Genomic DNA, 24066 nt, shown 5'->3' on the forward strand with positions numbered 1-24066 from the left:
AGGCCCGGAACGACTCTCCCGGCCAGACCTGCACGGTCTGGCCGGGAGAGTTTTCGTCAGGACCGACGGGGCTGGGCCGCCCGGTCGCCCGGTCGCCCGGTCAGGGCCGACCGGTCAGGACCGCAGCGCTTCCTGCGCCTCTCGTGCGGCCGCGTGTGCGGCGCGCACGAGCTCGTCCGGACCGGGCCCGGCGCCGAGCACCGCGCGGGACGACGACGCCAGCACGTTCCGCCGGGCGTCACCGAACGTCGTGGCGAGCTCCCGCTCCCCCGCGCCCTGCGCACCCACCCCGGGGGCGAGGAGCGGGCCGTTGACGGCCACCAGGTCGGTTCCCGTGGCCCGGACCGCGTCACCGATCGTCGCGCCCACCACGAGCCCGACGGAGCCCATGGGCTCTGCCCCGGCGTTGAGGACCGCCGCGCGCGCGGCCATGAGCGCAGCCACGGTGCCGCCGGCCGCACCGCCCGGAGCACCCTCCGGTCCGCCGGTGCGCGCGTGCTGCACCTCGAAGCCCTCCTTGTTGGAGGTGAGGCACAGCACGAACAGCCCGCGGCCGGTGGCAGCGGCCAGCTCGACCGCCGGCTGCAAGGAGCCGAACCCGAGGTACGGCGAGACCGTGAGCGCGTCGCCGGCCAGGGGCGAGCCGTCCGCGAGGAACGCCTCGGCGTAGGCGCCCATCGTCGAGCCGATGTCACCGCGCTTGGCGTCCACGATCGTCAGCGTGCCGGTGCCCCCGGAGCCCGCGGCGCGGGCCGCCGCGACGACCTCCTCCAGCACCGCGAGCCCACGCGAACCGTGCCGCTCGAAGAACGCCGCCTGCGGCTTGAAGGCCGCGACCTTGCCCCCGAGCGCGTCCACGACCCGCAGGGAGAACTCACGCAGGCCGTCGACGTCGTCGGGCAGGCCCCACGCGTGCAGGAGCGACGCGTGGGGGTCGATGCCGACGCACAGAGGGCCGTGGGCGTCCATCGCGGCGGCGAGCCGTGCGCCGAAAGGCGCGACAGGCCTGGCCTCGACGGGCCCGGTCTCGACAGGCTCAGCACCGCTCATGCGTTCGCCGCCACCGTCGCGGCTACCTTGGCCGCCGCCAGCCGAGCCACTGTCGCCGCCTGGTGCTCCTGGAGGCTCGCCACCTCGAACGGGCCCGCGAGCACCGCCTCGATGCCCTGCACGGCGGCAGCCAGCTGGTCCACCGTGGTGGCGATCGGCTTGTCCGCCGCCGTCGTGGCCGCCCGGATCTCGTAGCCGTCGGCGCGGGCGCCCTGGCCGGAGGGCGAGTTCACCACCAGGTCGATCTGCCCCTCGGTGATCAGCCCGACGACGGTGAGCTCACCGTCCGGCCCGCGGCCCTCCGTGTGCTTGCGCACCACGGTGGCCTCGATCCCGTTGCGACGCAGCACGGTGGCGGTGCCCTCGGTCGCCAGGACCTTGAACCCGAGCTCCACCAGGCGCTTGACGGGGAAGACGACGTGCCGCTTGTCGCTGTCGGCCACCGACACGAACACCGTGCCCGACGTCGGCAGCCCGCCGAACGCCGCCGCCTGCGACTTCGCGAACGCGTGCGGGAAGTCCTTGTCGAAGCCCATCACCTCGCCGGTGGAGCGCATCTCCGGGCCGAGCACCGAGTCGACGACCAGGCCCTCACGGGTGCGGAAGCGCTTGAACGGCAGCACCGCCTCCTTGACCGCCAGCGGCGCCCCGAGGTCGAGGGTCGCGCCGTCGTGCTCCGGGAGCATCCCCTCGGCTCGCAGGTCGGCGATCGAGTCGCCCACCATGACCCGCGCCGCCGCCTTGGCGAGCGGCGTGCCCGTCGCCTTGGAGACGAACGGCACCGTGCGCGACGCACGGGGGTTCGCCTCCAGGACGTACAGCACGTCGCTCACGAGCGCGTACTGCACGTTCAGCAGGCCACGCACCCCGACGCCGCGTGCGATGGCCTCGGTGGAGCGGCGGATGCGCGCGATCTCGGCCTCGCTCAGCGACACCGGCGGCAGCACGCACGCCGAGTCGCCCGAGTGGATGCCCGCCTCCTCGATGTGCTCCATGACGCCGCCGAGGAACATCTCCTCGCCGTCGAACAGGGCGTCGACGTCGATCTCCATCGCGTCGTCGAGGAACCGGTCGATGAGCAGCGGTGCGGCCAGCGTGCCGTGCGCGCCGGAGTCCGCGTGGCTCACGGCCGCAGCGGCGAGCGCGCGCTCCACGTACCCGGTGAGCTGGTCCTCGCTGTAGACGATCTCCATGCCACGGCCGCCCAGCACGTACGACGGGCGCACGAGCACCGGGTAGCCGATGCGGTCGGCGATCTCGCGCGCCTGGGCGAGCGACCGTGCGGTACCGAAGGCCGGGGCGGGCAGGCCCGCGTCCATCAGGACCTGGCCGAAGATGCCGCGGTCCTCCGCCGCGTCGATCGCCTCGGGGCTGGTGCCGAGGATCGGCAGGCCGGCCTCGGCCAGGCGCCGCGCGAGCCCCAGCGGCGTCTGCCCGCCGAGCTGCACGATGATGCCCTTGACGGGTCCGGCGGCGAGCTCCGCCTGGTAGACCTCCAGGACGTCCTCGAAGGTCAGCGGCTCGAAGTACAGGCGGTCGGCCGTGTCGTAGTCCGTCGAGACGGTCTCAGGGTTGCAGTTGACCATGACGGTCTCGTACTTGTCCTTCAGCGCCAGGGTGGCGTGCACGCACGAGTAGTCGAACTCGATGCCCTGCCCGATGCGGTTGGGCCCGGAGCCGAGGATGATCACCGCCTCGCGCTCGCGGGGTGCCACCTCGGTCTCGGAGTCATAGCTCGAGTAGTGGTACGGCGTCTTGGCCGCGAACTCGGCGGCGCACGTGTCCACGGTCTTGTAGACCGGGCGGACGCCGAGCGCGTGCCGGATCTCGCGGACCGTGACCTCGCCGGACGAGCCCATGCCGCGCAGCCGTGCGATCTGGGCGTCGGACAGGCCGTGCCGCTTCGCGTGCCGCAGCACGTCCTCCGTGACGGTGGGCGCCGCGGCGACCTCGGCGGCGACCTCGTTGACGAGCTGGACCTGGTCAAGGAACCACGGGTCGATCTTGGTGGCGTCGAAGACCTGCTCGAGCGTCGCGTCGCCCGTCGCGACCGCGCGCAGCGCCTGCTGCACCTGGACGAGCCGCTGCTCGGTCGGCCGCTCGATCTCCTTGAGCAGCGTCGCCAGCTCCTCGCCGGCGGGGGCCGCACCGTCCCAGTGGAACGTCACGCCGCCCTTGTCGATCGAGCGCAGGGCCTTGCCGAGCGCCTCGGTGAAGTTACGACCGAGCGCCATGGCCTCGCCGACGGACTTCATGGTGGTGGTCAGCGTGTCGTCGGCGGCGGGGAACTTCTCGAACGCGAACCGCGGGACCTTCACGACCACGTAGTCGAGCGTCGGCTCGAAGCTCGCCGGGGTGACCTTCGTGATGTCGTTCGGGATCTCGTCCAGCGTGTAGCCGACGGCGAGCTTGGCGGCGATCTTCGCGATCGGGAAGCCGGTGGCCTTGGAGGCCAGCGCGGACGAGCGGGACACGCGGGGGTTCATCTCGATGACGATGATGCGCCCGTCGGCGGGGTCGATGGCGAACTGGATGTTGCAGCCGCCGGTGTCGACACCGACCTCGCGGATCACGGCGATGCCGATGTCGCGCAGCTTCTGGTACTCGCGGTCCGTGAGGGTCATCGCGGGGGCCACGGTCACGGAGTCGCCCGTGTGCACGCCGACGGGGTCCACGTTCTCGATGGAGCAGACGACCACGACGTTGTCGTCCTTGTCGCGCATCAGCTCGAGCTCGTACTCCTTCCAGCCGAGGATGGACTCCTCGAGGAGCACCTCCGTGGTGGGCGAGTAGTGCAGGCCCTGGCCGACGATGCGGTGCAGGTCCGCCTCGTCGTAGGCGAGGCCGGAGCCGAGGCCGCCCATCGTGAACGACGGGCGCACGACCATCGGGTAGCCGAGGATCTCGGCGGCCTTCAGGGCCTCCTCGATGGAGTGCACGATCTCGGAGCGGGCCGACTCGCCGCCGCACTTGGCGACGACGTCCTTGAACTGCTGGCGGTCCTCGCCCTTCTGGATGGCGGGGATGTTCGCGCCGATGAGCTCGACGCCGTACTTCTCGAGCACCCCTGCCTCGTCGAGCGCGATGGCCGCGTTCAGCGCCGTCTGGCCGCCAAGGGTGGGCAGCAGGGCGTCGGGGCGCTCCTTCGCGATGATCGTGGTGAGGACCTCGGTCGTGATGGGCTCCACGTACGTGGCGTCCGCGAACTCGGGGTCGGTCATGATCGTGGCCGGGTTGGAGTTGACCAGGATGACCCGCAGGCCCTCCTCGCGGAGCACCCGGCAGGCCTGCGTGCCGGAGTAGTCGAACTCGCAGGCCTGGCCGATGACGATCGGGCCGGACCCGATGACCAGGACCGAAGAGATGTCGGAACGGCGAGGCATCAGTGGTTCTCCTCGGTGTTGAGCTGAGCGGTGTTGAGCTTGATGACCGGCGGCCACGCCGCCGGGTTCGTCAGGAGGCCGACGAACCGGTCGAACAGGTAGGCGGCGTCGTGCGGGCCCGCTGCCGCCTCCGGGTGGTACTGCACGGAGAAGGCCGGCAGGTCGAGGCAGGTCAGGCCCTCGACGACGCGGTCGTTCAGCCCGACGTGGGAGACGACGACGCGGCCGTAGCGGCCGCCGTCGTGCGGGGCGGTCGAGCCGGACTCGTCGAGCGGCGCGTCGACGGCGAACCCGTGGTTGTGCGCGGTGACCTCCACCTTCGCGGTGGTGCGGTCGAGCACGGGCTGGTTGATGCCGCGGTGCCCGTAGCCGAGCTTGAAGGTGCCGTAGCCCAGTGCCCGGCCCAGGAGCTGGTTGCCGAAGCAGATGCCGAAGAACGGGATCCTGCGGTCCAGGACGGCGCGCAGCAGCTCGACCTCGTGGCCGGCGGCGCCCGGGTCACCGGGGCCGTTGGAGAAGAACACGCCGGAGGGGGTGCCGTCGTCGGGCAGGGCGGCCTCGACGTCGGTGATCGTCGAGGCCTGCGGCACGACGACGACGCGCACCCCGCGCTCGGCGAGGCGCACCGGTGTCATGGTCTTGATGCCGAGGTCGACAGCGACGACCGTCGCGACAGGGGCCTTGCCCTCGAACTCGCCCCTCGGCTCGACGGTGTAGGCCTCGGTGGTCGAGACCTCGCGAGCCAGGTCGGCACCGGCCATCTGCGGGGACGCCTGCACCTGGGCGACCAGCTCCTCGACGGGCCGCGGGTAGCCGTCCCTGACGAGGTCGTCGCCGGAGAAGATACCTGCGCGCATCACGCCCTCCTCGCGCAGGCGGCGGGTCAGGGCCCGGGTGTCGATCTCGGAGATGCCGACGATGCCCTGCTCGGCGAGCTCCTCACCGAGCGAGTGCTGCGCACGCCAGCTCGACACGCGCCGCGCGGGGTCGCGCACCACGTACCCGGAGACCCAGATCTGACCCGACTCCGGGTCCTCGTCGTTGACCCCGGTGTTGCCGACGTGCGGTGCCGTCATGACGACGATCTGCCGGTGGTAGGACGGGTCGGTCAGCGTCTCCTGGTAGCCGGTCATGCCGGTGGAGAACACGATCTCGCCGAACGTGGTGCCGGTGGCGCCGTACGCCCTGCCGCGATACGTGGTGCCGTCCTCGAGTACCAGTGCTGCGGATGTGGCTGCGGACGTAGCTGCGGGTGTCATCGGGATGGTCACCGGGCCTCCTGCTGGTGCGGGTCCTGCTGGTGCGGGTACTGCTCGTGCGGGTACTGCTCGTGCTGGTACTGCTCGGAGTGCTGTGCCTGGGCCGGCTGCTGGGCGGCGAGCAGGTAGCGGACAGCGTCGACGAGCCCGCCCCGGTCCTCGGCACGCCGGGTGCGGAGCCCGGTGTCGACGAGGGCCGCCGCGACGTCGTCGGCCGCCGGGACCGCCCAGGTCAGCACGACGAGGCCGTCCGGGCCGACGTACTTGCCCGCCATGCCAGGGGCGAGGCCTGCACTGCGGATCGCGTTCACGGGCACCCACAGGTCGTCGGTGCCGTCGCGCTCGACCAGGACACCGCCGTCGTGCACGGACACGAGTGCGCTCGACCGGTCGCCCAGGCCGTGGGCGCCGACGCGGGCGAGCCAGTCGCCGTGCAGCGTGGTGGACACGTAGACCGCCTCGAGCGGGCCGAACCGCACGGGGCCGACCCCCTCCGCCCCGTCGGCGGGCCCGTCCGCACCGGGCACGGCCGGTGGCCGGGGCACGAGGGTGGTGGTGCGCTGCGCGAGCCGGCGTCGGCCGATGAGGGTCACGTACAGCACAAGGAAGATCGCGAGGGCGACCAGCAGGGCGACGGCGAGGATCTTCATCGGGTGGCTCCTTCGAGGTTCTTGTCGTCGATGACCGTGCCGTCGACGACCGTGCCGTCCAGGACCGTGGCCCGGCCGCGCAGGAACGTCGCGACCACGCGGCCCGGCAGCTCCATGCCGGCGAACGGCGTGTTGTCGCTGGCCGTGACCTGGGTCCGGCCATCGATCGCGCGGATGGCGTCCGGGTCCACCAGGGTCAGGTTCGCGGGCTCGCCGACGGCGACCGGGCGGCCCTGGCTCTGCGTGATCCGGCCGATGCGGGACGGGTTCTCCGACAGCACGCGGGCGACGTCGGCCCAGGTCATGCGGCCGGTGTCGACCATGGTCTGCTGCACGACCGACAGCGCGGTCTCCAGGCCCGTCATACCGAAGGCTGCCGACGACCACTCGCAGTCCTTGTCCTCGACGGGGTGCGGCGCGTGGTCGGTGGCGACGATGTCGATGGTGCCGTCGGCCAGGCCCTCACGGACCGCCTCGACGTCCTTCGCGGTGCGCAGCGGCGGGTTCACCTTGAACACCGGGTCGTAGTCACGGGCGAGGTCGTCCGTCAGGACCAGGTGGTGCGGCGTCACCTCGGCGGTGACGTCGATGCCGCGGCCCTTGGCCCAGCGGATGATCTCCACCGAGCCGGCGGTCGACAGGTGGCACACGTGCAGCCGTGAGCCCACGTGCTCCGCCAGCAGCACGTCGCGGGCGATGATCGACTCCTCGGCGACCGCCGGCCAGCCCGTCAGCCCGATCTGCGCGGAGACGACGCCCTCGTTCATCTGCGCGCCCTCGGTGAGGCGCGGCTCCTGCGCATGCTGGGCCACGACGCCGTCGAACGCCTTGACGTACTCCAGGGCGCGGCGCATCAGGACCGGGTCGTGCACGCACTTGCCGTCGTCGGAGAAGACGCGGACGCGAGCGGCGGAGTCGGCCATGGCGCCCAGCTCGGCGAGCTTCTCGCCGCCCAGCCCCACGGTCACCGCGCCGACGGGGTGCACGTCGACCCAGCCCGCCTCCTGGCCCAGGCGGTACACCTGCTCGACGACGCCCGCCGTGTCCTGCGTCGGCGTCGTGTTGGCCATGGCGTGCACGGCGGTGAACCCGCCGGCCGCGGCGGCCCGGGTGCCGGAGAACACCGTCTCGGCGTCCTCCCGGCCGGGCTCGCGCAGGTGCGTGTGCAGGTCGACCAGCCCGGGCAGCAGGACAAGGCCTGGTCCGTCGCCGGCGGCGAGCTCGGTGGCGCCCTCCGGCACGTCGACCGTCCCGGCCGCGCCGATGGCGGCGATCACACCGTCGGCGAGCACGACATCGACCGGGTCCGTGCCGTAGGGGCGTACCCCACGCAGGACGTAGGCCGTGGTTGAAGCGGTGCTCACAGGGTGTTCCTCTCGTCGGTGCCGGCGCTGTCGTCGCCGGAGAGCAGCAGGTACAGGGCGGCCATCCGGACGGCGACGCCGTTCGCCACCTGCTCCACGATCACGGAGCGCGGGTGGTCGGCGGCCGCCGCCGAGATCTCCAGGCCCCTGTTCATGGGCCCGGGGTGCATCACGATCGCGTGGTCGGGCAGCACGGCCAGGCGACGGGCGTCGAACCCGAACTTGCGGCTGTACTCCATCGGGCTCGGGAAGAACGAGCCCGAGCCGCCCGACATCCGCTCGCGCTGCACCCGCAGCATCATGACCGCATCCGGCTGCCACTGCTCGAGCGTCTCGTCCAGGTGGTAGGAGACGCGGCACGGCCACGCCTCCACCCCCACCGGGACCAGCGTGGGCGGCGCGACCAGAGTCACCTCGGCGCCGAGGGTGCGCAGCAGGTAGACGTTCGAGCGGGCCACGCGCGAGTGCAGCACGTCGCCCACCACCGCGATCCGCAGCCCGGCCAGGTCCGCACCCACAGAGGTGTCCGTGCCGCGGCCGTCGGCGCCCACGTTGCCCACCAGGTGGCGGCGGATCGTGAACGCGTCCAGCAGCGCCTGGGTGGGGTGCTGGTGCATGCCGTCACCGGCGTTCAGGACGCCGGCGTCGAGCCAGCCTGCGTGCGCGAGCTGGTGCGCTGCGCCGGAGGCCGAGTGGCGCACCACCACGGCGTCGGCGCCCATGGCGTGCAGGGTCAGGGCGGTGTCCTTCAGGGACTCGCCCTTGGAGACGCTGGAGCCCTTGGCCGAGAAGTTGATGACGTCGGCGGACAGCCGCTTGGCCGCCGTCTCGAACGAGATCCGGGTACGCGTGGAGTCCTCGTAGAACAGGTTCACCACGGTACGCCCGCGCAGCGTGGGCAGCTTCTTGTTCTCCCGGGACTGGGTGGCGGCCATCTGCGCGGACGTGTCCAGCAGCAGGATGGCGTCGTCCTTGGACAGGCCCTGGGTGGTCAGCAGATGCTTCACAGCGCGGCCTCGCTCTCGCCGTGGCCGGTGCTCTCGCCGGTACCGGTGCCGGCGGTCGCGGCCCCGCTGATCACGACGGCGTCCACACCGCCGTCGACATCGGCCAGCCGGACCCGCACGCGCTCTCGGCGCGACGTCGGCAGGTTCTTGCCCACGTAGTCCGCACGGATGGGGAGCTCACGGTGCCCGCGGTCCACCAGGGCGGCGAGCCGCACCACCCGCGGGCGGCCGAGGTCGTTGAGCGCGTCCAGCGCGGCGCGGATGGTACGGCCCGAGAACAGGACGTCGTCGACCAGGACCACGACCTTGTCGTCGATGGTGCCGTCGAGGCTGCCCGGGAGCACCGTCTGCCCGACGGCGCGGGTGGGCTGCCTGCGCAGGTCGTCGCGGTACATGGTCACGTCGAGGGTGCCGTACTCGCCGCCGAAGGTGGGCTCGATCTGCGCAAGGCGCTCGGCCAGCCGGTGGGCCAGCTGGACGCCGCGCGTCGGGATGCCCAGCAGGACGAGGTCGGCTGTGCCCTTGTTCCGCTCCACGATCTCGTGGGCGATCCGAGTCAGCGCTCGAGCGATGTCCGCCTCGCCGAGCACCGTCCGCTCGGCGACGACGCCGGGGTCCGTACTCGGGGCTGGGCCCGACGACTGGCTCGGTAGGGCGCTGGATTCGGGCATGCGGCTGCCAGGATTCATCTGGCGACCTCCTTCTCCGCCTCACTGGACGGGATTAAAGGGAGTCTGACAGCCACCACCTTAACCTGCCGGACATGTGCCGGATGCCGGTGCGGAAGGCGGCCTTTCTCACACCGCCGCCTCCCGCACCGTCGACTCCCACACCGTCGCAGAGGTCGACGATCAGGTGAGGTTCTCCGCTATGCGCGCGATGCGGGTCAGGCGAGTCTCCCAGGCGTCCCCGATACGCTCCAGCCGCCGGCCCAGCGCCGTCAGCTCGGCGCCGAGCGCGCGGTACCGGCGCTCGCGGCCCACCGTCCGCGACTCGACCAGCCCTGCCGTCTCGAGCACCGCCAGATGCTTGGCGATCGCCTGCCGGGTCACCGGCAGGCGATCGGCCAGGACCGACGCCGTCAGGCCGGCCGCGCCGTCGTCCTGCGCCAACGTCTCCAGCACCGCCCAACGCGTCTCGTCGGCCAGGGCGGCGAACGCCGCGACCGGCGAGCCCTGCGATCCGGGTGAGGTTGCCGAGCTCACCACGCGCGCGCCTCGATGTACTCGACGAGCTCGTCCAGCTCGCCGTCCCAGCCCTCGCGGTTGCCGTCCAGGGCGGCCCGCAGGGCGTCGTCGGTGGCACCGGTGAAGCCGGTCTCGTGCACCGTGAGGTACGTGCCGTCGCCATCGGGCCGCAGGGTGAACTCGGCCTCCGTCATGCGCTCGGGCTCGTCGGGCGACTGACCCCAGCGGTAGGCGAGCAGGCGGCCCGGCTCGGCACGGGTGACCTCGAAGGGGAACCAGCCGTACCCCTCGAAGTGCAGCCGGCCGTGGGTGCCGACGGCGAACGGTCCCCCGTCGTCGGTCTCGCACCCGTCCCCGAACCAGCCCGCGACGTGCTCGGGCTCGGAGAGTGCACGCCAGACCGCCTCCGGGTGGGCGGCGACCCGGACGGTGCGGGTGACGGATCGTGCGTCGAGGTCGACGGTCGCGCGGGGCTGGGTGGTGGTCATGGGTTCCTCCGAGACAGTGATGTGCGATGACAGTAATGTGCAATGAACTGGTTGCACATCGATCATGCACCACGGAGGGCCCAGGTGCAACTGTTGGGTTGCACGGGGCTGGCGGGGTTGGCGGGGTTGGCGGGGTTGGCGGGGTTGGCGGGGTTGGCGGGGTTGGCGAGGCTGGCGGGCGGCAGCCCGGACCTGGCACCGGCCGGCGTGGCCGGCGTCAGTCCCGCAGCACCATGGCCGCCAGCCCTGCCGCGACAGCCACCAGCGCGAGCACCATCCCCACGGTCCCTGGCCAGCCGGCCAGGGCGAAGCCGACACCCCCGAGCCAGCCGAACACGCTGGACCCGGCGTAGTACGCCAGGTTGTAGACGGCGGCCGCCTGGGTCCTGGCCTGCGGTGCGGCGACCGGCGTCCAGCCGCTCGCCACCGCGTGCGCGCCGAAGAACCCGGCCGTCAGCACCACCAGGCCCGCCAGCACGAGCGGCAGCCACCCGGACAGCGTGGCCACCACCCCGACCGCCATGATCCCGGTCGAGACGATCAGCACCCGGCGCCGACCGTGCCGGACCACGAGGCGCCCCGTCCGCGCCGACGACCACGTCCCGGCCAGGTACGCGAGGAACACGAGGCTCACCACGCCGGACGAGAGCCCGAACGGCTCGTCGGCCAGGCGGAAGCCGAGGTAGTTGTAGACCGCGACGAAGCCACCCATGAGCAGCAGGCCCTGGGCGTCGAGCACGAGCAGCCGCGGACTGAGCAGCACGCGCAGCCGCCCGAGGCTGCGGTCGCTCCCGGGGGCGGCCCCGGAGCCGGTCCCGGGGGTGGTCTCGGGGGTGGTCTCGGGGGTGGTCTCGGGAGTGGTCTCGGGAGTGGTCTCGGACCTGGCCTCGGGACTGCTGGCCCCTGCGTCGGAGCCGGTCCCTGCGCCGCCCCCCGACCGCCTGCCCAGCGGACGGTCCCGCGGTGCCAGCCAGACGAAGACGCCCGCCGCGACCAGGCACGCGACCGCGACGGCCCCCACTCCCGCTCGCCAGCCGAAGAGCTCTGCGACCCCGCCGGACACCAGGCGCCCCAGGAGCCCGCCCATGGACGTGCCGGCCACGTAGGTCCCGGCCGCGCGCGGCACGGCAGACGCCGCGCCGGACTCGGTGAGCATCTCGGTCAGGTACGCCATGGCGACGGCGGGCACCCCTGCGACGAGCAGCCCTTCGACGGCACGGCCCGCGATGATCAGGCCGAACGACGGCGCGAACGGGACGGCCAGCCCGACGGCGGTCGCCCCCAGCATCGCGATGGTCATCGACCGGACGCGTCCGATGCGGTCGGCCACCCAGGCCCACGGCAGCACACCCACGGCCAGGCCGAGGGTCGCGGCGGAGACGAGCAGCGCGGTAGCGGAGGCCGACGTCGCGAGCTCGCGGGCGGCGTCGGGCAGGACCGACTGCGGCGCGTAGAGCTGTGCGAACGCAGCAGTCCCGGCGCCGAACAGTGCGACGAGCAGACGTCTCTCGTCGAACCGTTCAGCGCCGGGACCGGTGCTCACGCGTGCCGGCGGCCAGCGCCCGCGGTCATGCCCACCCTCACGCCAGCAGAGTCGGCTTCAGGTCCTTGACCCGGCCGAGCAGGCCGTTCACGAAGGCCGGCGAGTCGTCGGTGGACAGGTCTCCGGCGAGGTCGACCGCCTCGTCCAGCGCGACGGCGTCGGGCACCTCGTCGTTGAAAAGAACCTCCCAGGAGCCGATCCGCAGCAGCGCCCGGTCGACCGCCGGCATGCGCTGCAGCGTCCAGCCCTGCGAGTACGTCTCCAGCACCTCGTCGATGCGGTCGCGGTTGGCGACCACACCCTCGACGATGTCGACCGTGTACTGCGGCACGGCCGCCTCGGTGTGCGGAACTGCCACACGGTCGGCGAGGAGCTTCAACGGGTCGATGCCCCGCTGCTCCGCCTCGAAGAGGATGTCGGCGGCGCGCTTACGCGCCTTGGTGCGTGCGCCCATGGTCTCTCTCTGCTACGAAATCTGCTACGAAACCTACTGGTGGGCTGCTGTGCGTCAGTCCGTGACGCGGCCGAGGTAGTCACCCGTGCGGGTGTCGACCTTGACCTTGACACCCTGCTCGAGGAACAGCGGGACCTGGATCTCCGCGCCCGTCTCGAGGGTCGCAGGCTTGGTGCCGCCCGTGGAGCGGTCGCCCTGGAGGCCCGGCTCCGTGTACGTGATCTCCAGGACCACGGACGTCGGGAGCTCGATGTAGAGCGGCGTGCCGTCGTTCGAGGCCAGCATGACGTTCATGCCCTCGAGCATGTAGTCCTTCGCGTCGCCGACAGTCGCCGCGGACACGTTCACCTGGTCGTAGGTGTCGGTGTCCATGAAGACAAAGTCCTCACCGTCCATGTACAGGTACTGGAAGTCGCGGCGGTCGACGTTGGCCGTCTCGACCTTGATGCCTGCGTTGAACGTCTTGTCGACGACCTTGCCGGACAGCACGTTCTTCATCTTCGTTCGGACGAACGCTCCACCCTTGCCCGGCTTGACATGCTGGAATTCGATGACCGACCAGAGGTTGCCGTCGATCCGGAGCACGGTGCCGTTCTTGATGTCGTTGGAGGTAGCCACGTTCGTCTTCCTGTGTCGGTGAAGGTGTACCCAGGGCACGCCTGCAGGGAGCAGGCGGCTGGGGTGGTCAAGCGAAGGTGTCAAGCAGCAGCGGTCAAGTCTAACGGACCACTCAGACCACGAGCACATTGATCGCCACGAGCCCGAGGAGACCCATCGCGACGGACCAGATGAGCGAGGCGAGCGTGCCCACGACGAACCGCTCCGACGCGATCGGCTGGTCACGCAGCTCCGCGTAGCGACCCAGGCCCTTGATCGCGACCACCACCGCTATGCCGTACGGGTAGCCGGCGAGCAGCGCGCCTGTGATTGCCAGGCGCTCCAGCAGGCCGAGCCACGCGCCGCCACGCAGGATCGCCATGGCGTGCGGGTTCATGGTGCCCGACGGGGGCTCACCGCCGTCTCCCGCCTCGCCCGGCAGAGAGACCCCACCGTCGTCGCCCGACTCCAGCGCCTGCGGGAGGATCGGCGGCTCGTAGCGCGCCCAGGGCAGGTCTCCCCCGCTCGCCCGGCGGAGCACCCACGGCACCACCCACGACCCCACGACGACGCTCAGCAGCAGGGTGACCAGCCAGATCGCTACCGCCGCGACCCAGCGCCACCCGTCGATGTTCTCCATCATTTCCCAGGTCACGGCGTGACGTATCCCCTCAGTTCTTCGCGCGCTTCATCTTCTTGCGTTTGCCCGGTTCGGCGACAGGCCCGGTCACCTCGTCCGCCTCGACGATCACTGAGCTGCTCAGCTCGGCGAGCAGCCGCACCACTATCGGGCGTACCGCTTCCTCCTCATGCCAGAGGGCCGCCCGCACCCGCTGACTCACCGCCTGCTCGCTGACCTTCAGCGACTGAGCGACAATCCGCTGCCGTCCCGGCTTGTCCTCGAGCGAGGCGAGCGTATCGGCGACCTCCCACCCTTGGGGAGTCCGGCGCGCACGAATTGCGGCGAGTAGACGCAGCAGGGCCTCGACCTCGCCGGCGAGATCCGGTTCGGCAGCGGCCTCCGCAGTGTCCCCTGCGGCGCGAGTGGCTGCGGCGGACCGGGCCGGGGCGACACGATCCGGTGCACCTGACGACGGGCCCTCCACCGCCACCGACATGCCCTTGCTGCGGGTCTTGGCCCGCTCAACAGCGTCGCGGGCACGATAGAAGGCGAACCCGCGCGCTTCCCGCGAGACGACAGGCAACGGTCCGTCGACCTGGCCGACGCCGATGCCGATGCTCCAGCCCTGGTCCCGCAGCAGATAGAGGGCGAGGTCGACGGCGAGGGCCGCGCCTGCACGGCCTGCCTCGAGGATGCCCTGGATCTCGTCGCCGACCGTGCGCTCGAACGGCACCACGAGCCCTTCGCGGTCGCGGATGAGGTGCGCGATCTCGGCGAGAATCTCAGGAACACGGTCGGCCGCGTAGGTCGAGCCACGCTGGTCGACGGTCAGGACGATCACATGTCAAGGCTAAAGGCTTTAGTACTGTTGATCAAGCTATAAAGCTTTAGTTCTTCTGGTCAAGCTTCCAGGCTTGATCTTGCAGAGTCAGCCCATCACCTGCTGCGCGAGACCAGATGGCATCGGTGATCCTCGCCGTACTCGGCAGCCAGCTGGACGACTACGCCTCCAACTTCCGTGCGATCGCCGACAGCGCCAGCCGGTAGGAGTCGAACCCGAACCCCGCCACAGTGCCGGTCGCGACCCCCGCCACCACGGAGTAGTGCCTGAACGACTCCCGGGTGGCCGGGTTGGAGAGGTGCACCTCGACGAGCAGAAGGTCCGCTGTGGTGACCTGGGCGGCGGCGTCACGCAGCGCGTAGGAGTAGTGGGTGAACGCCGCAGGGTTGAGCACGACGTGAGCACCGGCGTCGACGGCCTCGTGGAGCCAGCCGACGATCTCCGACTCGCCGTCCGTCTGTCGCACCTCGACCTCCAGGCCGAGCTCCGCACCCCACTTCGCACCGGCGATCTCGAGGTCCGCCATGGAGGCGTGACCGTAGATCTCGGGCTCGCGGACGCCGAGCCTGCCGAGATTGGGACCGTTGAGCACCAGGACACGGGGCAGTGCAGAAGCCATGGCCGCGAGCCTAGTCGGCGCCGACCCCTGTCGCCGTCGCACGCCACCTCCTCGGAGCGCGCAGCGTCAGATCTTCCCGCGTCAGATCTTGCCGCGTCAGATCTTCCCGCGTCCGTTCACGACGCGGTGCCCGCCCGTCGCCTCGGCGATCCAGCGCGGCACGTCCGCCCTGAGCTCGTCCCAGCCCCAGAACACGAAGCCCAGCCGGGCGAGCGCTGCGCCGTCGGCCTGCCACTCGGTGACGGGCGCGACGGCACCGCACGTCCGGCACTCCAGGTCGGCCTCACCGCCCTCGCGCCAGACGGCCGCAGCGTCGTCGAACCAGCGCAGGCCCTCGTCGTCCGTGCACGTCGGGCCGAACTCCTCCGGTGGCCCGTAGAACTCGCGCCGGACCGAGCACCGCGGGCAGGTCACCGCGTCGACGCCGATCTGCGCACCGTTGTGGACCTCCCGGCCCACCCGGACCTCCACGCCCCACGGCGACTCCCCCGAAACCGACACATCCACGGTGTCCGCCCACGCCGGGCCCGCCGGGTAGCCGTCGGCGCCGAGCGCCGCGTCGGGGGACAGCTCAGGGAGGATGACCTTGCGCGCCACCAGCGCTTCCACCACCCGCCGCGCCAGCTCCGGCGCATCGGCCTCGGTCGCGTCCAGATCGGCGACCCACTCGTAGTACGTGCCCACAGCTCTCCCTCGGTCCCGGCACGGCCGACGTCGCCCGCCTGCCGGCGGGTCGCGTGCTGATCGGTGGTGCGCAGTCGCTGGTGTCGGTGTCCAACGTTCGCGCACGCTACCGGTGGTCACCGACACTCACACCGGATCCGGCTCCAGCCCTTCCACCAGCAGGGTCCGCGGACCGGGACCGGCCTCGGCGAGCTCGTCGTGCGGGTTGGTCAGCGCACACCGGCGCAGCGAGAGACAGCCGCACCCGATGCAGTCGGTGAGATGGTCGCGCAGCCGCGACAGCTGCTCGATCCGCGCGTCGAGGTCGTCGTGCCAGGCCTGCGAGATGCGGCGCCAGTCCTTTGCGGTGGGTGTCCGGTCCCCCGGGAGGGTGTCGAGGGCTGCGCCGATGTCCGCGAGCGGGATCCCGACGCGCTGCGACACCCGGATGAACGCCACCCGCCGCAGCGTCTCGCGTCGGTAGCGCCGCTGGTTGCCCGACGTGCGCCGGCTCGCGATCAGGCCCTTGCGCTCGTAGAAGTGCAGTGCGGACACCGACACGCCGCTCCGCGCGGCGAGGTCGCCGACGGTGAGCTCGTCGCGATCCCACGGGACATTGGGGTTGGCTGCTTCCACGTGCTGCCTCCAGCGGTTCTCGGTAGCCCCGGACGGTCGCCGCGTGGTGCGTCGGACCGGACAGGGAGGAGTTGACCTCAACTTTGGTTCAGGTTAAAGGATGACGGCATGGACGCCATCCGACACCACTCCTTCGGCCCTCCTGAGGTCCTCACCCTCGAGCAGATCCCGGACCCCACCCCTGGCCCGGGCGAGGTGCTCGTCGACGCGGTAGCGCACGGCGTGCACCTCGTCGACACGACCGTGCGGCGCGGCGAGAGCGGTCCCCCGCTCCCCCTGCCGAGCCTCCCGACCGTGCCCGGCCGCGAGATCGCGGGCACGGTCACCGCCGTCGGCGCCGGGGTCGATGCCTCGTGGGTCGGCCGGCGCGTGGCGGCCCATCTCGGCCGCGTGCCGGACGGCGGCGGCTACGCCCGGCGGGTCGCCGTCGCGGCCGAGAAGCTGCACGTGATCCCCGAGCGCGACACCGGCGCTCCCCTCGATCCTGCCGACGCGATAGCCATGATCGGTACCGGCCGGATGGCGATCTACACGCTGGACATCGCGGCAGTGACCGCCGCCGACGTCGTCGTGGTGACGGCCGCCGCAGGCGGGCTTGGCACACTTTTTATCCAGGAGGCGCTGAACTCCGGCGCACGCGTCGTCGCGCTCGCCGGAGGTGCGGCCAAGCTGCAGCTGCTGCGGGAGCTGCTGCCCGACGTCCTGCCCGACGCCCTGCCTGGTGCTCAGCCTGGTGCTCAGCCTGGTGCTCGGTCCGACGGAGAAGCGGTTCCTCTCCCGGGACCCGACCGCCTCGCGCTCGTCGACTACACCGTTCCCGACTGGGTCGACGCCGCCCGCGCGGCCCTCGCGGGCGCCCCTGCCACGCTCGTGCTCGACGGCGTGGGCGGAGAGCTCGGCACTGGCGCCGCCGCACTGCTCGGGCGGGAGAGCACGAACGGCGAGGCGACCGACGACACCGCGCCGGCAGACGTCAGCGCGCTCGGTGGCATCGGCGGCACAGGCCCGGCGACGCCGCGGCTCGTCGCGTACGGCTGGGCCTCCGGCGCACCCAACCGCTACACGTCCTGGGCAGGAGCTGACCGGATCGAGTCCTCCGTCGAGGTGCGCTACGCCCTCGGGCCCGATGCTCCCCCGATGCCCGACCAGCGTCCGTACCAGGAGCGCGCGCTGGCCAGAGCCGCGTCGGGCCAGTGGCGCGTGGTGACGCACCGTGTGCCGTTCGCCGAGGCTGCACGGGCACACCGCGAGCTCGAGGAGCGCCGCACCACCGGCAAGGTGGTGCTGGTGTGACCGCAACCGCCCCGACCCCGGACGCGCCACCCACCGCGGCGTCGAGCACGCTGGGCGGCGTCACGCTCGTGAGTGCCACGCTCGGGACCGCCACACTGGGGCCTGGCGCGCAGCGCCTCGTCCTGGCGGGCATGATCGCGCTCTGTTCGCTCGGGGCGTTCGAGTCACTGGCGGTGTCCACGGCGATGCCGACGGTTGCGGTCGACCTGGACGGCCTGCGGCACTACACGCTCGCGTTCGCGGTGGCGTTCGCCACCAGTGTCGTCGGCATGCTGGCGGCCGGGCGCTGGTGCGACCGCAGCGGCCCGACGCCGGCGATGTGGACCGGGGTGGCTCTCTTCGTGGCCGGGCTCGTCGTCGCGGGGACGGCGACCGGCATGGGCGCCCTCGTCGCGGGACGCGCGGTGCAGGGAGTCGGCAACGGACTCTATGGGGTGGCGTTGTACGTCCTGGTGGCTCGCGTGTTCGCGCCCGAGCGGCGGGCCGGCGTGTTCTCGGCGTTCGCCGCCGCGTGGGTGATACCCGCCATCGTGGGGCCCGGCCTGGCCGGGCTCATCGTGGAGCACCTGGGCTGGCGCTGGGTGTTCCTCGGCGCCGCAGCGCTCACCGTCCCGGCCGCAATCCTGATGCGGCCCGGCCTGGCTGCGGCCCGCGCCGACCGGCCCGGGTCGGCCAGCGGTCCGAGAGGCGACGCCCTGGTCGCCTCCGCGGACGAGGACAGCGGAGCACAGGCCAAGGCAGGAGAGACCGAGGCCGGGCAGACCGAGGCAGGACGGCTGGCGCCTTCCCCGCTGCCCGCGCTGCGCCTCGCCCTAGCTGTGCTGCGGGCCGGGCGCGGGTTGCCGGCCGTCATCTCGGTGCGAGCCCTGGTGTCCGCGGCGTTCGTGGGTGCCGAGGTGCTGCTGCCCCTGGTCCTGGTGCACGAGCGCCAGCTGAGCCCCGCGAGTGCCGGCCTGATCCTGACAGTGGGGGCGCTCGGCTGGTCGGTGGCGTCGTGGGTGCGTGGCCGCGACGGGCTGCACCTGAGCCATGCAGGTTACGTGCGGCTCGGCGGGGGTCTGCTGGCCCTGGGGATGATCGGGGCGGCGGTACTCGTGCTCCCGGGAGTGCCCGCCGGGTTCGGGATGGCGTTCTGGGTGCTGTCCGGCAGTGGGATGGGTCTTGTCTACCCGACGCTGTCCGTTCTGACGCTGGAGCTGGCGGCGCCGCACGAGCAGGGTTCGGCGTCGTCGGCTCTGCAGGTGGCCGACGCCGTCGCTGCCGCCGTCGCGTCCTCTGCGACCGGTGCACTCCTGTGGGTGCTGTACGACGTCACGGGGCTGCCCGCGTACGCGGCGGTGCTCGGGCTGACGGGCTTGCTGTCGACGGTCGCCGTGCTGCTGGCAGGCCGGACTCGTGCCATCCCGGAGCGGGTGGTCGCGGAGGCGGCCTGACTCACCGGTCAGGCCGCCTCGTCGGCTGCCGGGTCCCTGCGGGTCAGGCGGCTTCGGCGTCCGGCGGCGGTAGGCCCTCGATGGCGTCGGGTAGGTGGATGCGGTGGCCGCGGGCGTCGGTGAAGGCCCACCCGGTCTCGATCAGCATCCCGGGCGTGTCGGCGTGAGTGGGCTTGCCGGTCCAGTGCATGGTGATGCCACGCGTGTCGACGAGCTGGTGATGGAACCAGCACAGCAACGCACTGTTCGCGACCGAGGTGTCGCCGCCGTCGGCCCAGTGGGTCACCGCGTGGTGGACCTCGCACCGCGACGGCGGCTGATCACACCCCGGATACACACAATGCTCGTCCCGGGCGATCACCGCGCGACGCATCTGCCCCGTCACCGTCCGTCGCGCACGTCCGACATCCAGCGCGGCACCGTCCGGCCCGAACACGATCCTCGTGACCGCGCTGTCGCACGCCAGCCGGCGCACCAACGCCCGCGGTGCACGCCCGCGGGTCTCCGTGAACACGGGACCTCCCGCTGACAACACCCCGGACACCATCACCGGGCCCGCCTGGTTCCCGGGTGCGGGCGCCTGCCCACACGTCACGCACAACCCGTCACGGGTGCGGGTGACCTGGGTGACCAGCTCCGTCCACGACACCGTGACATTCAGATGAGGTGCGATCGCCGCGCCCGGAGAGGCCTGGTTCGTGTCCAGCACGATCCGGGCCACGTCAGCCAGGCCTTGCGCCCGACGCTGGGTGCTCGTGCGGGTGTCCTCCGCCGCAGGTGCGCCCGTGACCGCGTTCACCGCCGCCGAGACCAGCAGACCGTGCTCATCGGTCAGGAACCCCGCGACGTGATACCCACCAAACGTCTTCGACAGGTCCAAGAACTCCCCCGCCGCGGCCTTGTCGTCCTCCACGTCATCGGTGTCCGGATCGGTCACCGACGCGAACCGGCGCGCCACCACCCGGAACTGGTCCGCGTTCAACCCGCCCGCCTCCCGCAGCACCAGACCCTCCCCGGTCACCAACACCCCACCCGCAACCGCTGTCTCGAGCACCGCGGTAACCAGCTCACGCGTGCACGTCCCGTCCGGATCATCCACCGGATCCGGGAAATCGACCGGCACCGTCTGCACGAACTGCTCCGGGGTGGTCGCCTCCCCGGTCCGGGTATCGATCAGCCACGCCAACGCATCCGTACGGGTCTCGCTGGTCGGCGCGACCTCCGTCAGCACCCGCGCATGATCGACACCCAGAGTCCCCGCGACCAACCGCTTCCGTGTCACCGGTAGCGCGGTCGCCAGGCGGCGGGCAATCGTCACATCCCTCCCCGCCGTCGCGGCGGACACGCCCTCCTGCAGCCGCAACCAGGACCTGAACGTGCGCGCCGTCCCACCCGAGCGCCACGACCCCTCCGCCTCGATCCGCGGCAACAACGTGTACCGCACCCCATCCAAACGACCCGCCACCCGACGGACCCGGGCATGCGCCTCCACCAACCGGGCAACAGACGGCGCGTCCCACCCATCCAGCACCCCGGGACCGGCCAGGTTCGCCAGGTCACCCACCGCGTCCTCGATCCGAGCCAACACCTCCTCGATCGACCCCGCACGAGGCAGACCACCGGGCGTGCCGTTCGCCGACTGACCCACTGGTCCCCACCCCCTGCCCCGTGTCCGGTGACCCTGTGGTCCACCTACCCCCCCATTCTCTCGAACATTCGTACGACGCGCACGTGCATTCTGAAATCTGTGGATAACTCTTCGAGTGCGGTAACCAGTCCTCCCGAAGATTGCAGCGGCCGCCGGGCCACGCCGAAATTCCCGGCAGGGACCCCAGCAGAACCCGCACGGCGACGCCCGCCTCGCCGAGCACCGTCCCCGGGACCATGCTGTGGTCATGGACGAGTTCAGCGCGTACATCGCGAGCCTTGACGGTTCAGTGCGGAACGCCGTCGAGCACGTACGAGCGCGGGCGCTCCAGCTCGTACCCGAGGCAGAGGAGGGCAAGAGCTACGGCATGGCCGCACTGCGCTACCGCGACAGCCCGCTCGTGTCGGCGCAGGCCACGGCGAAGCACATCGGGCTGTACCCGTTCAGCCCGCCGGCAATCGAGGCGCTCGCTCCGGCCCTGGCGGGCTTCTCGACGTCGAAGGGAACCATCCGGTTCACCCCCGAGCAGCCGTTGCCCGACGACGTCCTGGACCGGCTCATCCTGTTCCGGCGCGACGAGATCGATGCGATGCGCTCGCGCTGATCGATGTCCCCGTAGCCCGATGCGGCCGTGCTGTCACGTTCGACGCACGTATCTCGTCATCGGAGCATGACGCGAGAGCATGTCCTCATGACGGAACCCGACACCTCGCAGCCGGGCAGTGCGCGGGCCGGCCATCCACAGCCCGACACCGCACGGCCCAGCGACGCACGAGCCAGCGCCATCCGCCTCGACGGCGCGGCGCTGGACCGGCTGCGCCCCCTGGCGTTCTCCGTGGCCTACCGGATGCTCGGCAGCGTGGCCGAGGCCGAGGACGTGGTGCAGGAGGCGCTGATCCGGCTCTCCCAGGCCGATGATGTGCGTAATCCGGATGCGTTCGTGACCACCGTGACGACGCGGATCGCCATCGACGTGCTGCGGTCCGCCCGGGTGCGGCGGGAGTCCTACGTGGGCGAGTGGCTGCCCGAGCCCCTGGTGGGACCGGTGCAGTCGAACCTCCCGGTCGCCATGGCCGCCTTGCCGCCGGACGCCGCCGCCCACGCCGAGCTGGCCGACGATCTCTCGACGGCGTTCCTGGTGCTGCTGGAGACCCTGACGCCGACCGAGCGGGCGGCGTTCCTGCTGCACGACGTCCTGGGCTTTCCGCACAGCGACGCGGCCGAGGTCATCGGCACGAGCGAGGTCGCTGCCCGTCAGCTGGCGTCGCGGGCCCGACGGCGGATCGCGCGGCAGCGCGGCGACGTCGGCGGGCGGGCGCCGTCGGCGGACACGGCCGCGAGCGCCGATCCGGTCCGGTCCGGCACCCCGTCGGGCAACCGGTCGAGCAGCCGGCCGGGCGACCGTTCGGACAGAGCGCGCGGGGACAGAGTACGCACGGACAGAGCGCGCGCGGACGAGCTCGTGACCCGGTTCCTCGCGGCGTGCGAGGAGGGTGCGGTGGACTCGTTCCTCGAGCTGCTCGCCGAGGACGTCGTGCTCACCGGTGACAGCGGCGGGAACGTGCCTCCGGGGATGTCGCTCGCCCGGCCGGTCGCGGGGCGGGTCGCGATCGCGCGTCTGCTCGCTGGCTTCATGCGCCGTGGGGGTCCGTTCCGCTTCGAGCGGGCCCTGGTCGGTGGTGAGCCGGGTCTGCTCATCATGGCGGACGAGTCCATGGGCGGCGGCCTGATCGGCACCTGGGCGTTCGAGGTGTCCGACGGGCAGCTCGCTGGAATCCGGGGGGTGATCAACCCGGAGAAGCTGCGGCACCTGGCGCCTCTGGCGGATCTGGGCCGGATCCAGGCGTGGTTGCGGGGCCCGGGACGGCGCCGGCCGGCTCGCTAGTCCGGGAGCCGGGGGCCGGCGCCGTCGCGCCTCCTAGCGCGCGTCGGCGAGCGGAGCCTCCCGCACGAACCACATCAGGATGAGGCCGAGGAGCACGACGGCGATGATGCCGAGGGTGCCCCAGATGGTCGCTCCGGTGGCGGCGATCGTGATGGTCCACAGCGCGCCCGACATCCATGAGGTGGCGCGGCCGGTGGTGGCGTAGAGACCGAAGATCTCCGACTCCTTGCCTGCCGGCGTCACGCGGGCGAGGTAGGAGCGGGACGCGGACTGTGCCGGGCCGACGCATGCGGACAGGACGAGCCCGCCCACCCAGTAGACGATGGGCCCGAGGTCGCGGAGGAACACGACTGCGAGCCCGGCGACGACGATGATGCTGAGGGTGCTGAGGATCACCGCCCGGGGGCCGAACCGGTCGTCGGCGCGCCCCAGCAGGACCGTGCTGATGCCGGCCACGAGGTTGGCGGCGATGCCGAAGATGATGACCTGGTCGGCGGAGAAGCCGAAGCTGACGCCGCCGATGATGGCGCCGAACGCGAAGACGCCGCTCAGGCCGTCGCGGAACACGGCACTGGCCAGGAGGAACCAGAAGGTGCGGCGCGAGGTCCGCCACAGGCCCTTGATGTCGCGGTAGAGCACCCCGTAGCTGGCGAAGAACCCGACCTTGGGCCGGCCCTTCGTCGGTGGTAGCTCTGGCACGAAGGCGAGTATCGGCCAGGAGAACGCGAGCGCCCAGAGCGCGCAGCCCACTGCGATCACGCGGAAGGCGAGGCCGTTGTCGGTGGGCATGCCCCACCAGTCCGCGGCGTTGGCGACCACCACGAACACGAGGGTGAGGATGCCGCCGACGTATCCAAGGCCCCAGCCGAGGCCGGATACCTTGCCGACGGTCCTCGGCGTGGCGACCGAGACCATCATGGCGTTGTAGTTCACGCCCGCGATCTCGTTGAGCACGCTGCCGAGGCCGATCATGGCGGCGCCGAGCACGAAGTACGCCGGGTCGGCCTCGACGAACCACAGTGCCAGCATGCACAGCACCATGCCGACCGTGCCGCCGGCCAGCCATGCCTTGCGTCGGCCGGTGGCGTCGGCCCGCTGCCCGAGCACGGGAGCGAGGACGAGGATGAGTACACCGGCGAGGGTGTTCCACAGGCCGACGCCGCTGGTCAGCTCGGCGAGGCCGCGCTCGTAGGCGGGGTCGTCGGGGCCGAGGGCCACGACGGCCGGGTCAAGGAACGACTCGGTGGTCAGGTACAGCGCGGTGAAGACGAACGTGAGGATCACCGTGTTGAACGGCTGGGTGCCCCAGTCCCACAGCGCCCAGGAGTAGACCTGGCGGCGCGGGATCCGCACGCCCTCCTGCAGTTCCAGGCCCATCGTGGGGGGCGCCACCGGGCCTGCCGGTGAGTCGGATCGGGGTGCGGCGTCGGTCATGGCCGCAGTC

The 24066-nt window shown here is 71.8% G+C and carries 23 protein-coding genes and 1 pseudogene; 4 read left to right on the top strand and 20 right to left on the bottom strand.

The features are described 5' to 3' along the window. Window positions 1-114: 114 nt before the first annotated feature. The 17 genes from pyrF to soxR all read right to left on the bottom strand — a co-directional run bounded on the left by pyrF (window position 115) and on the right by soxR (window position 16363). Window positions 115-1050: an orotidine-5'-phosphate decarboxylase gene (pyrF, locus tag ACFS27_RS17700; protein ID WP_377185433.1), complete on the bottom strand. Its 936-nt coding sequence runs from the start codon at window positions 1048-1050 to the stop codon at window positions 115-117. Beyond that, window positions 1047-4433 (bottom strand): carbamoyl-phosphate synthase large subunit, encoded by a 3387-nt coding sequence (gene carB / locus ACFS27_RS17705; RefSeq protein ID WP_377185435.1) that lies wholly within the window; start codon window positions 4431-4433, stop codon window positions 1047-1049. Before carB ends, pyrF begins: the two co-directional genes overlap by 4 nt. Further along, window positions 4433-5692, bottom strand: a complete 1260-nt coding sequence (carA, locus tag ACFS27_RS17710) for a glutamine-hydrolyzing carbamoyl-phosphate synthase small subunit (protein ID WP_377191077.1) — start codon at window positions 5690-5692, stop codon at window positions 4433-4435. The genes carB and carA overlap by 1 nt, the downstream gene beginning before the upstream one ends. 8 nt (window positions 5693-5700) lie before the next feature. Beyond that, window positions 5701-6342 (bottom strand): PH-like domain-containing protein, encoded by a 642-nt coding sequence (locus ACFS27_RS17715; protein WP_377185437.1) that lies wholly within the window; start codon window positions 6340-6342, stop codon window positions 5701-5703. Continuing rightward, window positions 6339-7706, bottom strand: coding sequence for a dihydroorotase (locus ACFS27_RS17720; protein WP_377185439.1), 1368 nt, complete (start codon window positions 7704-7706; stop codon window positions 6339-6341). The genes ACFS27_RS17715 and ACFS27_RS17720 overlap by 4 nt, the downstream gene beginning before the upstream one ends. Next, on the bottom strand, window positions 7703-8713 hold the full coding sequence (locus tag ACFS27_RS17725) for an aspartate carbamoyltransferase catalytic subunit (protein ID WP_377185441.1): 1011 nt from the start codon (window positions 8711-8713) through the stop codon (window positions 7703-7705). The genes ACFS27_RS17720 and ACFS27_RS17725 overlap by 4 nt, the downstream gene beginning before the upstream one ends. After that, window positions 8710-9402: a bifunctional pyr operon transcriptional regulator/uracil phosphoribosyltransferase PyrR gene (gene pyrR / locus ACFS27_RS17730; protein WP_377185443.1), complete on the bottom strand. Its 693-nt coding sequence runs from the start codon at window positions 9400-9402 to the stop codon at window positions 8710-8712. Before pyrR ends, ACFS27_RS17725 begins: the two co-directional genes overlap by 4 nt. A gap of 162 nt (window positions 9403-9564) precedes the next feature. Beyond that, entirely contained in the window at window positions 9565-9918 is a 354-nt protein-coding gene (locus ACFS27_RS17735) for an ArsR/SmtB family transcription factor (protein WP_377185445.1), read from the bottom strand. Further along, window positions 9915-10388: an SRPBCC domain-containing protein gene (locus tag ACFS27_RS17740; RefSeq protein WP_377185447.1), complete on the bottom strand. Its 474-nt coding sequence runs from the start codon at window positions 10386-10388 to the stop codon at window positions 9915-9917. The genes ACFS27_RS17735 and ACFS27_RS17740 overlap by 4 nt, the downstream gene beginning before the upstream one ends. Before the next feature lie 217 nt (window positions 10389-10605). Continuing rightward, on the bottom strand, window positions 10606-11931 hold the full coding sequence (locus ACFS27_RS17745; protein ID WP_377185450.1) for an MFS transporter: 1326 nt from the start codon (window positions 11929-11931) through the stop codon (window positions 10606-10608). A gap of 37 nt (window positions 11932-11968) precedes the next feature. Beyond that, window positions 11969-12385, bottom strand: a complete 417-nt coding sequence (nusB, locus tag ACFS27_RS17750; RefSeq protein WP_253868067.1) for a transcription antitermination factor NusB — start codon at window positions 12383-12385, stop codon at window positions 11969-11971. A 54-nt stretch (window positions 12386-12439) separates the two neighbouring features. Continuing rightward, entirely contained in the window at window positions 12440-13003 is a 564-nt protein-coding gene (gene efp, locus ACFS27_RS17755) for an elongation factor P (RefSeq protein WP_377185452.1), read from the bottom strand. A gap of 112 nt (window positions 13004-13115) precedes the next feature. Beyond that, complete coding sequence (locus ACFS27_RS17760; RefSeq protein WP_377185454.1) at window positions 13116-13637, bottom strand: hypothetical protein; 522 nt, start codon at window positions 13635-13637, stop codon at window positions 13116-13118. A gap of 16 nt (window positions 13638-13653) precedes the next feature. Then, window positions 13654-14445: a hypothetical protein gene (locus tag ACFS27_RS17765; protein WP_377185457.1), complete on the bottom strand. Its 792-nt coding sequence runs from the start codon at window positions 14443-14445 to the stop codon at window positions 13654-13656. A 160-nt stretch (window positions 14446-14605) separates the two neighbouring features. Next, window positions 14606-15064, bottom strand: coding sequence for a type II 3-dehydroquinate dehydratase (locus ACFS27_RS17770; RefSeq protein ID WP_377185459.1), 459 nt, complete (start codon window positions 15062-15064; stop codon window positions 14606-14608). 96 nt (window positions 15065-15160) lie between these two features. Continuing rightward, a complete protein-coding gene (locus ACFS27_RS17775) occupies window positions 15161-15748 on the bottom strand; it encodes a hypothetical protein (protein ID WP_377185461.1) in 588 nt (195 codons plus the stop codon). A gap of 126 nt (window positions 15749-15874) precedes the next feature. Next, the gene (soxR, locus tag ACFS27_RS17780; protein WP_377185463.1) at window positions 15875-16363 is read right to left on the bottom strand and encodes a redox-sensitive transcriptional activator SoxR; all 489 of its coding nucleotides are present in this window, start codon (window positions 16361-16363) and stop codon (window positions 15875-15877) included. 108 nt (window positions 16364-16471) lie between these two features. Between soxR and ACFS27_RS17785 the strand changes: the two genes are divergently transcribed. Together ACFS27_RS17785 and ACFS27_RS17790 are read left to right on the top strand one after the other, a co-directional pair. After that, window positions 16472-17656: an alcohol dehydrogenase catalytic domain-containing protein gene (locus ACFS27_RS17785; protein ID WP_377185465.1), complete on the top strand. Its 1185-nt coding sequence runs from the start codon at window positions 16472-16474 to the stop codon at window positions 17654-17656. Further along, window positions 17653-19089 (top strand): MFS transporter, encoded by a 1437-nt coding sequence (locus tag ACFS27_RS17790; protein WP_377185467.1) that lies wholly within the window; start codon window positions 17653-17655, stop codon window positions 19087-19089. Before ACFS27_RS17785 ends, ACFS27_RS17790 begins: the two co-directional genes overlap by 4 nt. A 43-nt stretch (window positions 19090-19132) precedes the next feature. Here ACFS27_RS17790 and ACFS27_RS17795 read toward each other — a convergent pair whose 3' ends face one another. Both ACFS27_RS17795 and ACFS27_RS17800 read right to left on the bottom strand, forming a co-directional pair. Beyond that, window positions 19133-20320, bottom strand: a complete 1188-nt coding sequence (locus tag ACFS27_RS17795) for an HNH endonuclease signature motif containing protein (protein WP_377191079.1) — start codon at window positions 20318-20320, stop codon at window positions 19133-19135. Next, window positions 20321-21007 (bottom strand): annotated as a pseudogene (locus tag ACFS27_RS17800) (hypothetical protein); the annotation flags it as partial. Between ACFS27_RS17800 and ACFS27_RS17805 the strand changes: the two are divergent. Beyond that, entirely contained in the window at window positions 20985-21341 is a 357-nt protein-coding gene (locus ACFS27_RS17805) for an iron chaperone (protein ID WP_377185469.1), read from the top strand. The pseudogene ACFS27_RS17800 and the gene ACFS27_RS17805 overlap by 23 nt on opposite strands. Window positions 21342-21428: 87 nt before the next feature. Next, window positions 21429-22622: a sigma-70 family RNA polymerase sigma factor gene (locus ACFS27_RS17810; protein WP_377185471.1), complete on the top strand. Its 1194-nt coding sequence runs from the start codon at window positions 21429-21431 to the stop codon at window positions 22620-22622. A 33-nt stretch (window positions 22623-22655) separates the two neighbouring features. Here ACFS27_RS17810 and ACFS27_RS17815 read toward each other — a convergent pair whose 3' ends face one another. Then, window positions 22656-24056 carry an MFS transporter gene (locus ACFS27_RS17815; RefSeq protein WP_377185473.1) on the bottom strand — a complete coding sequence of 467 codons (1401 nt, stop codon included), beginning with the start codon at window positions 24054-24056 and terminating at the stop codon, window positions 22656-22658. Window positions 24057-24066: the final 10 nt, after the last annotated feature.

The organism is Promicromonospora vindobonensis (assembly GCF_042685865.1).
Lineage (GTDB): Bacteria > Actinomycetota > Actinomycetes > Actinomycetales > Cellulomonadaceae > Promicromonospora > Promicromonospora vindobonensis.

Coding starts and splice junctions, on each gene's coding strand:
- pyrF (WP_377185433.1), bottom strand. CDS start 1,050: ATGAGCGGTGCTGAGCCTGTCGAGACCGGGCCCGTCGAGGCCAGGCCT.
- carB (WP_377185435.1), bottom strand. CDS start 4,433: ATGCCTCGCCGTTCCGACATCTCTTCGGTCCTGGTCATCGGGTCCGGC.
- carA (WP_377191077.1), bottom strand. CDS start 5,692: ATGACACCCGCAGCTACGTCCGCAGCCACATCCGCAGCACTGGTACTC.
- ACFS27_RS17715 (WP_377185437.1), bottom strand. CDS start 6,342: ATGAAGATCCTCGCCGTCGCCCTGCTGGTCGCCCTCGCGATCTTCCTT.
- pyrR (WP_377185443.1), bottom strand. CDS start 9,402: ATGAATCCTGGCAGCCGCATGCCCGAATCCAGCGCCCTACCGAGCCAG.
- ACFS27_RS17740 (WP_377185447.1), bottom strand. CDS start 10,388: ATGACCACCACCCAGCCCCGCGCGACCGTCGACCTCGACGCACGATCC.
- nusB (WP_253868067.1), bottom strand. CDS start 12,385: ATGGGCGCACGCACCAAGGCGCGTAAGCGCGCCGCCGACATCCTCTTC.
- ACFS27_RS17770 (WP_377185459.1), bottom strand. CDS start 15,064: ATGGCTTCTGCACTGCCCCGTGTCCTGGTGCTCAACGGTCCCAATCTC.
- ACFS27_RS17785 (WP_377185465.1), top strand. CDS start 16,472: ATGGACGCCATCCGACACCACTCCTTCGGCCCTCCTGAGGTCCTCACC.
- ACFS27_RS17805 (WP_377185469.1), top strand. CDS start 20,985: ATGGACGAGTTCAGCGCGTACATCGCGAGCCTTGACGGTTCAGTGCGG.
- ACFS27_RS17810 (WP_377185471.1), top strand. CDS start 21,429: ATGACGGAACCCGACACCTCGCAGCCGGGCAGTGCGCGGGCCGGCCAT.
- ACFS27_RS17815 (WP_377185473.1), bottom strand. CDS start 24,056: ATGACCGACGCCGCACCCCGATCCGACTCACCGGCAGGCCCGGTGGCG.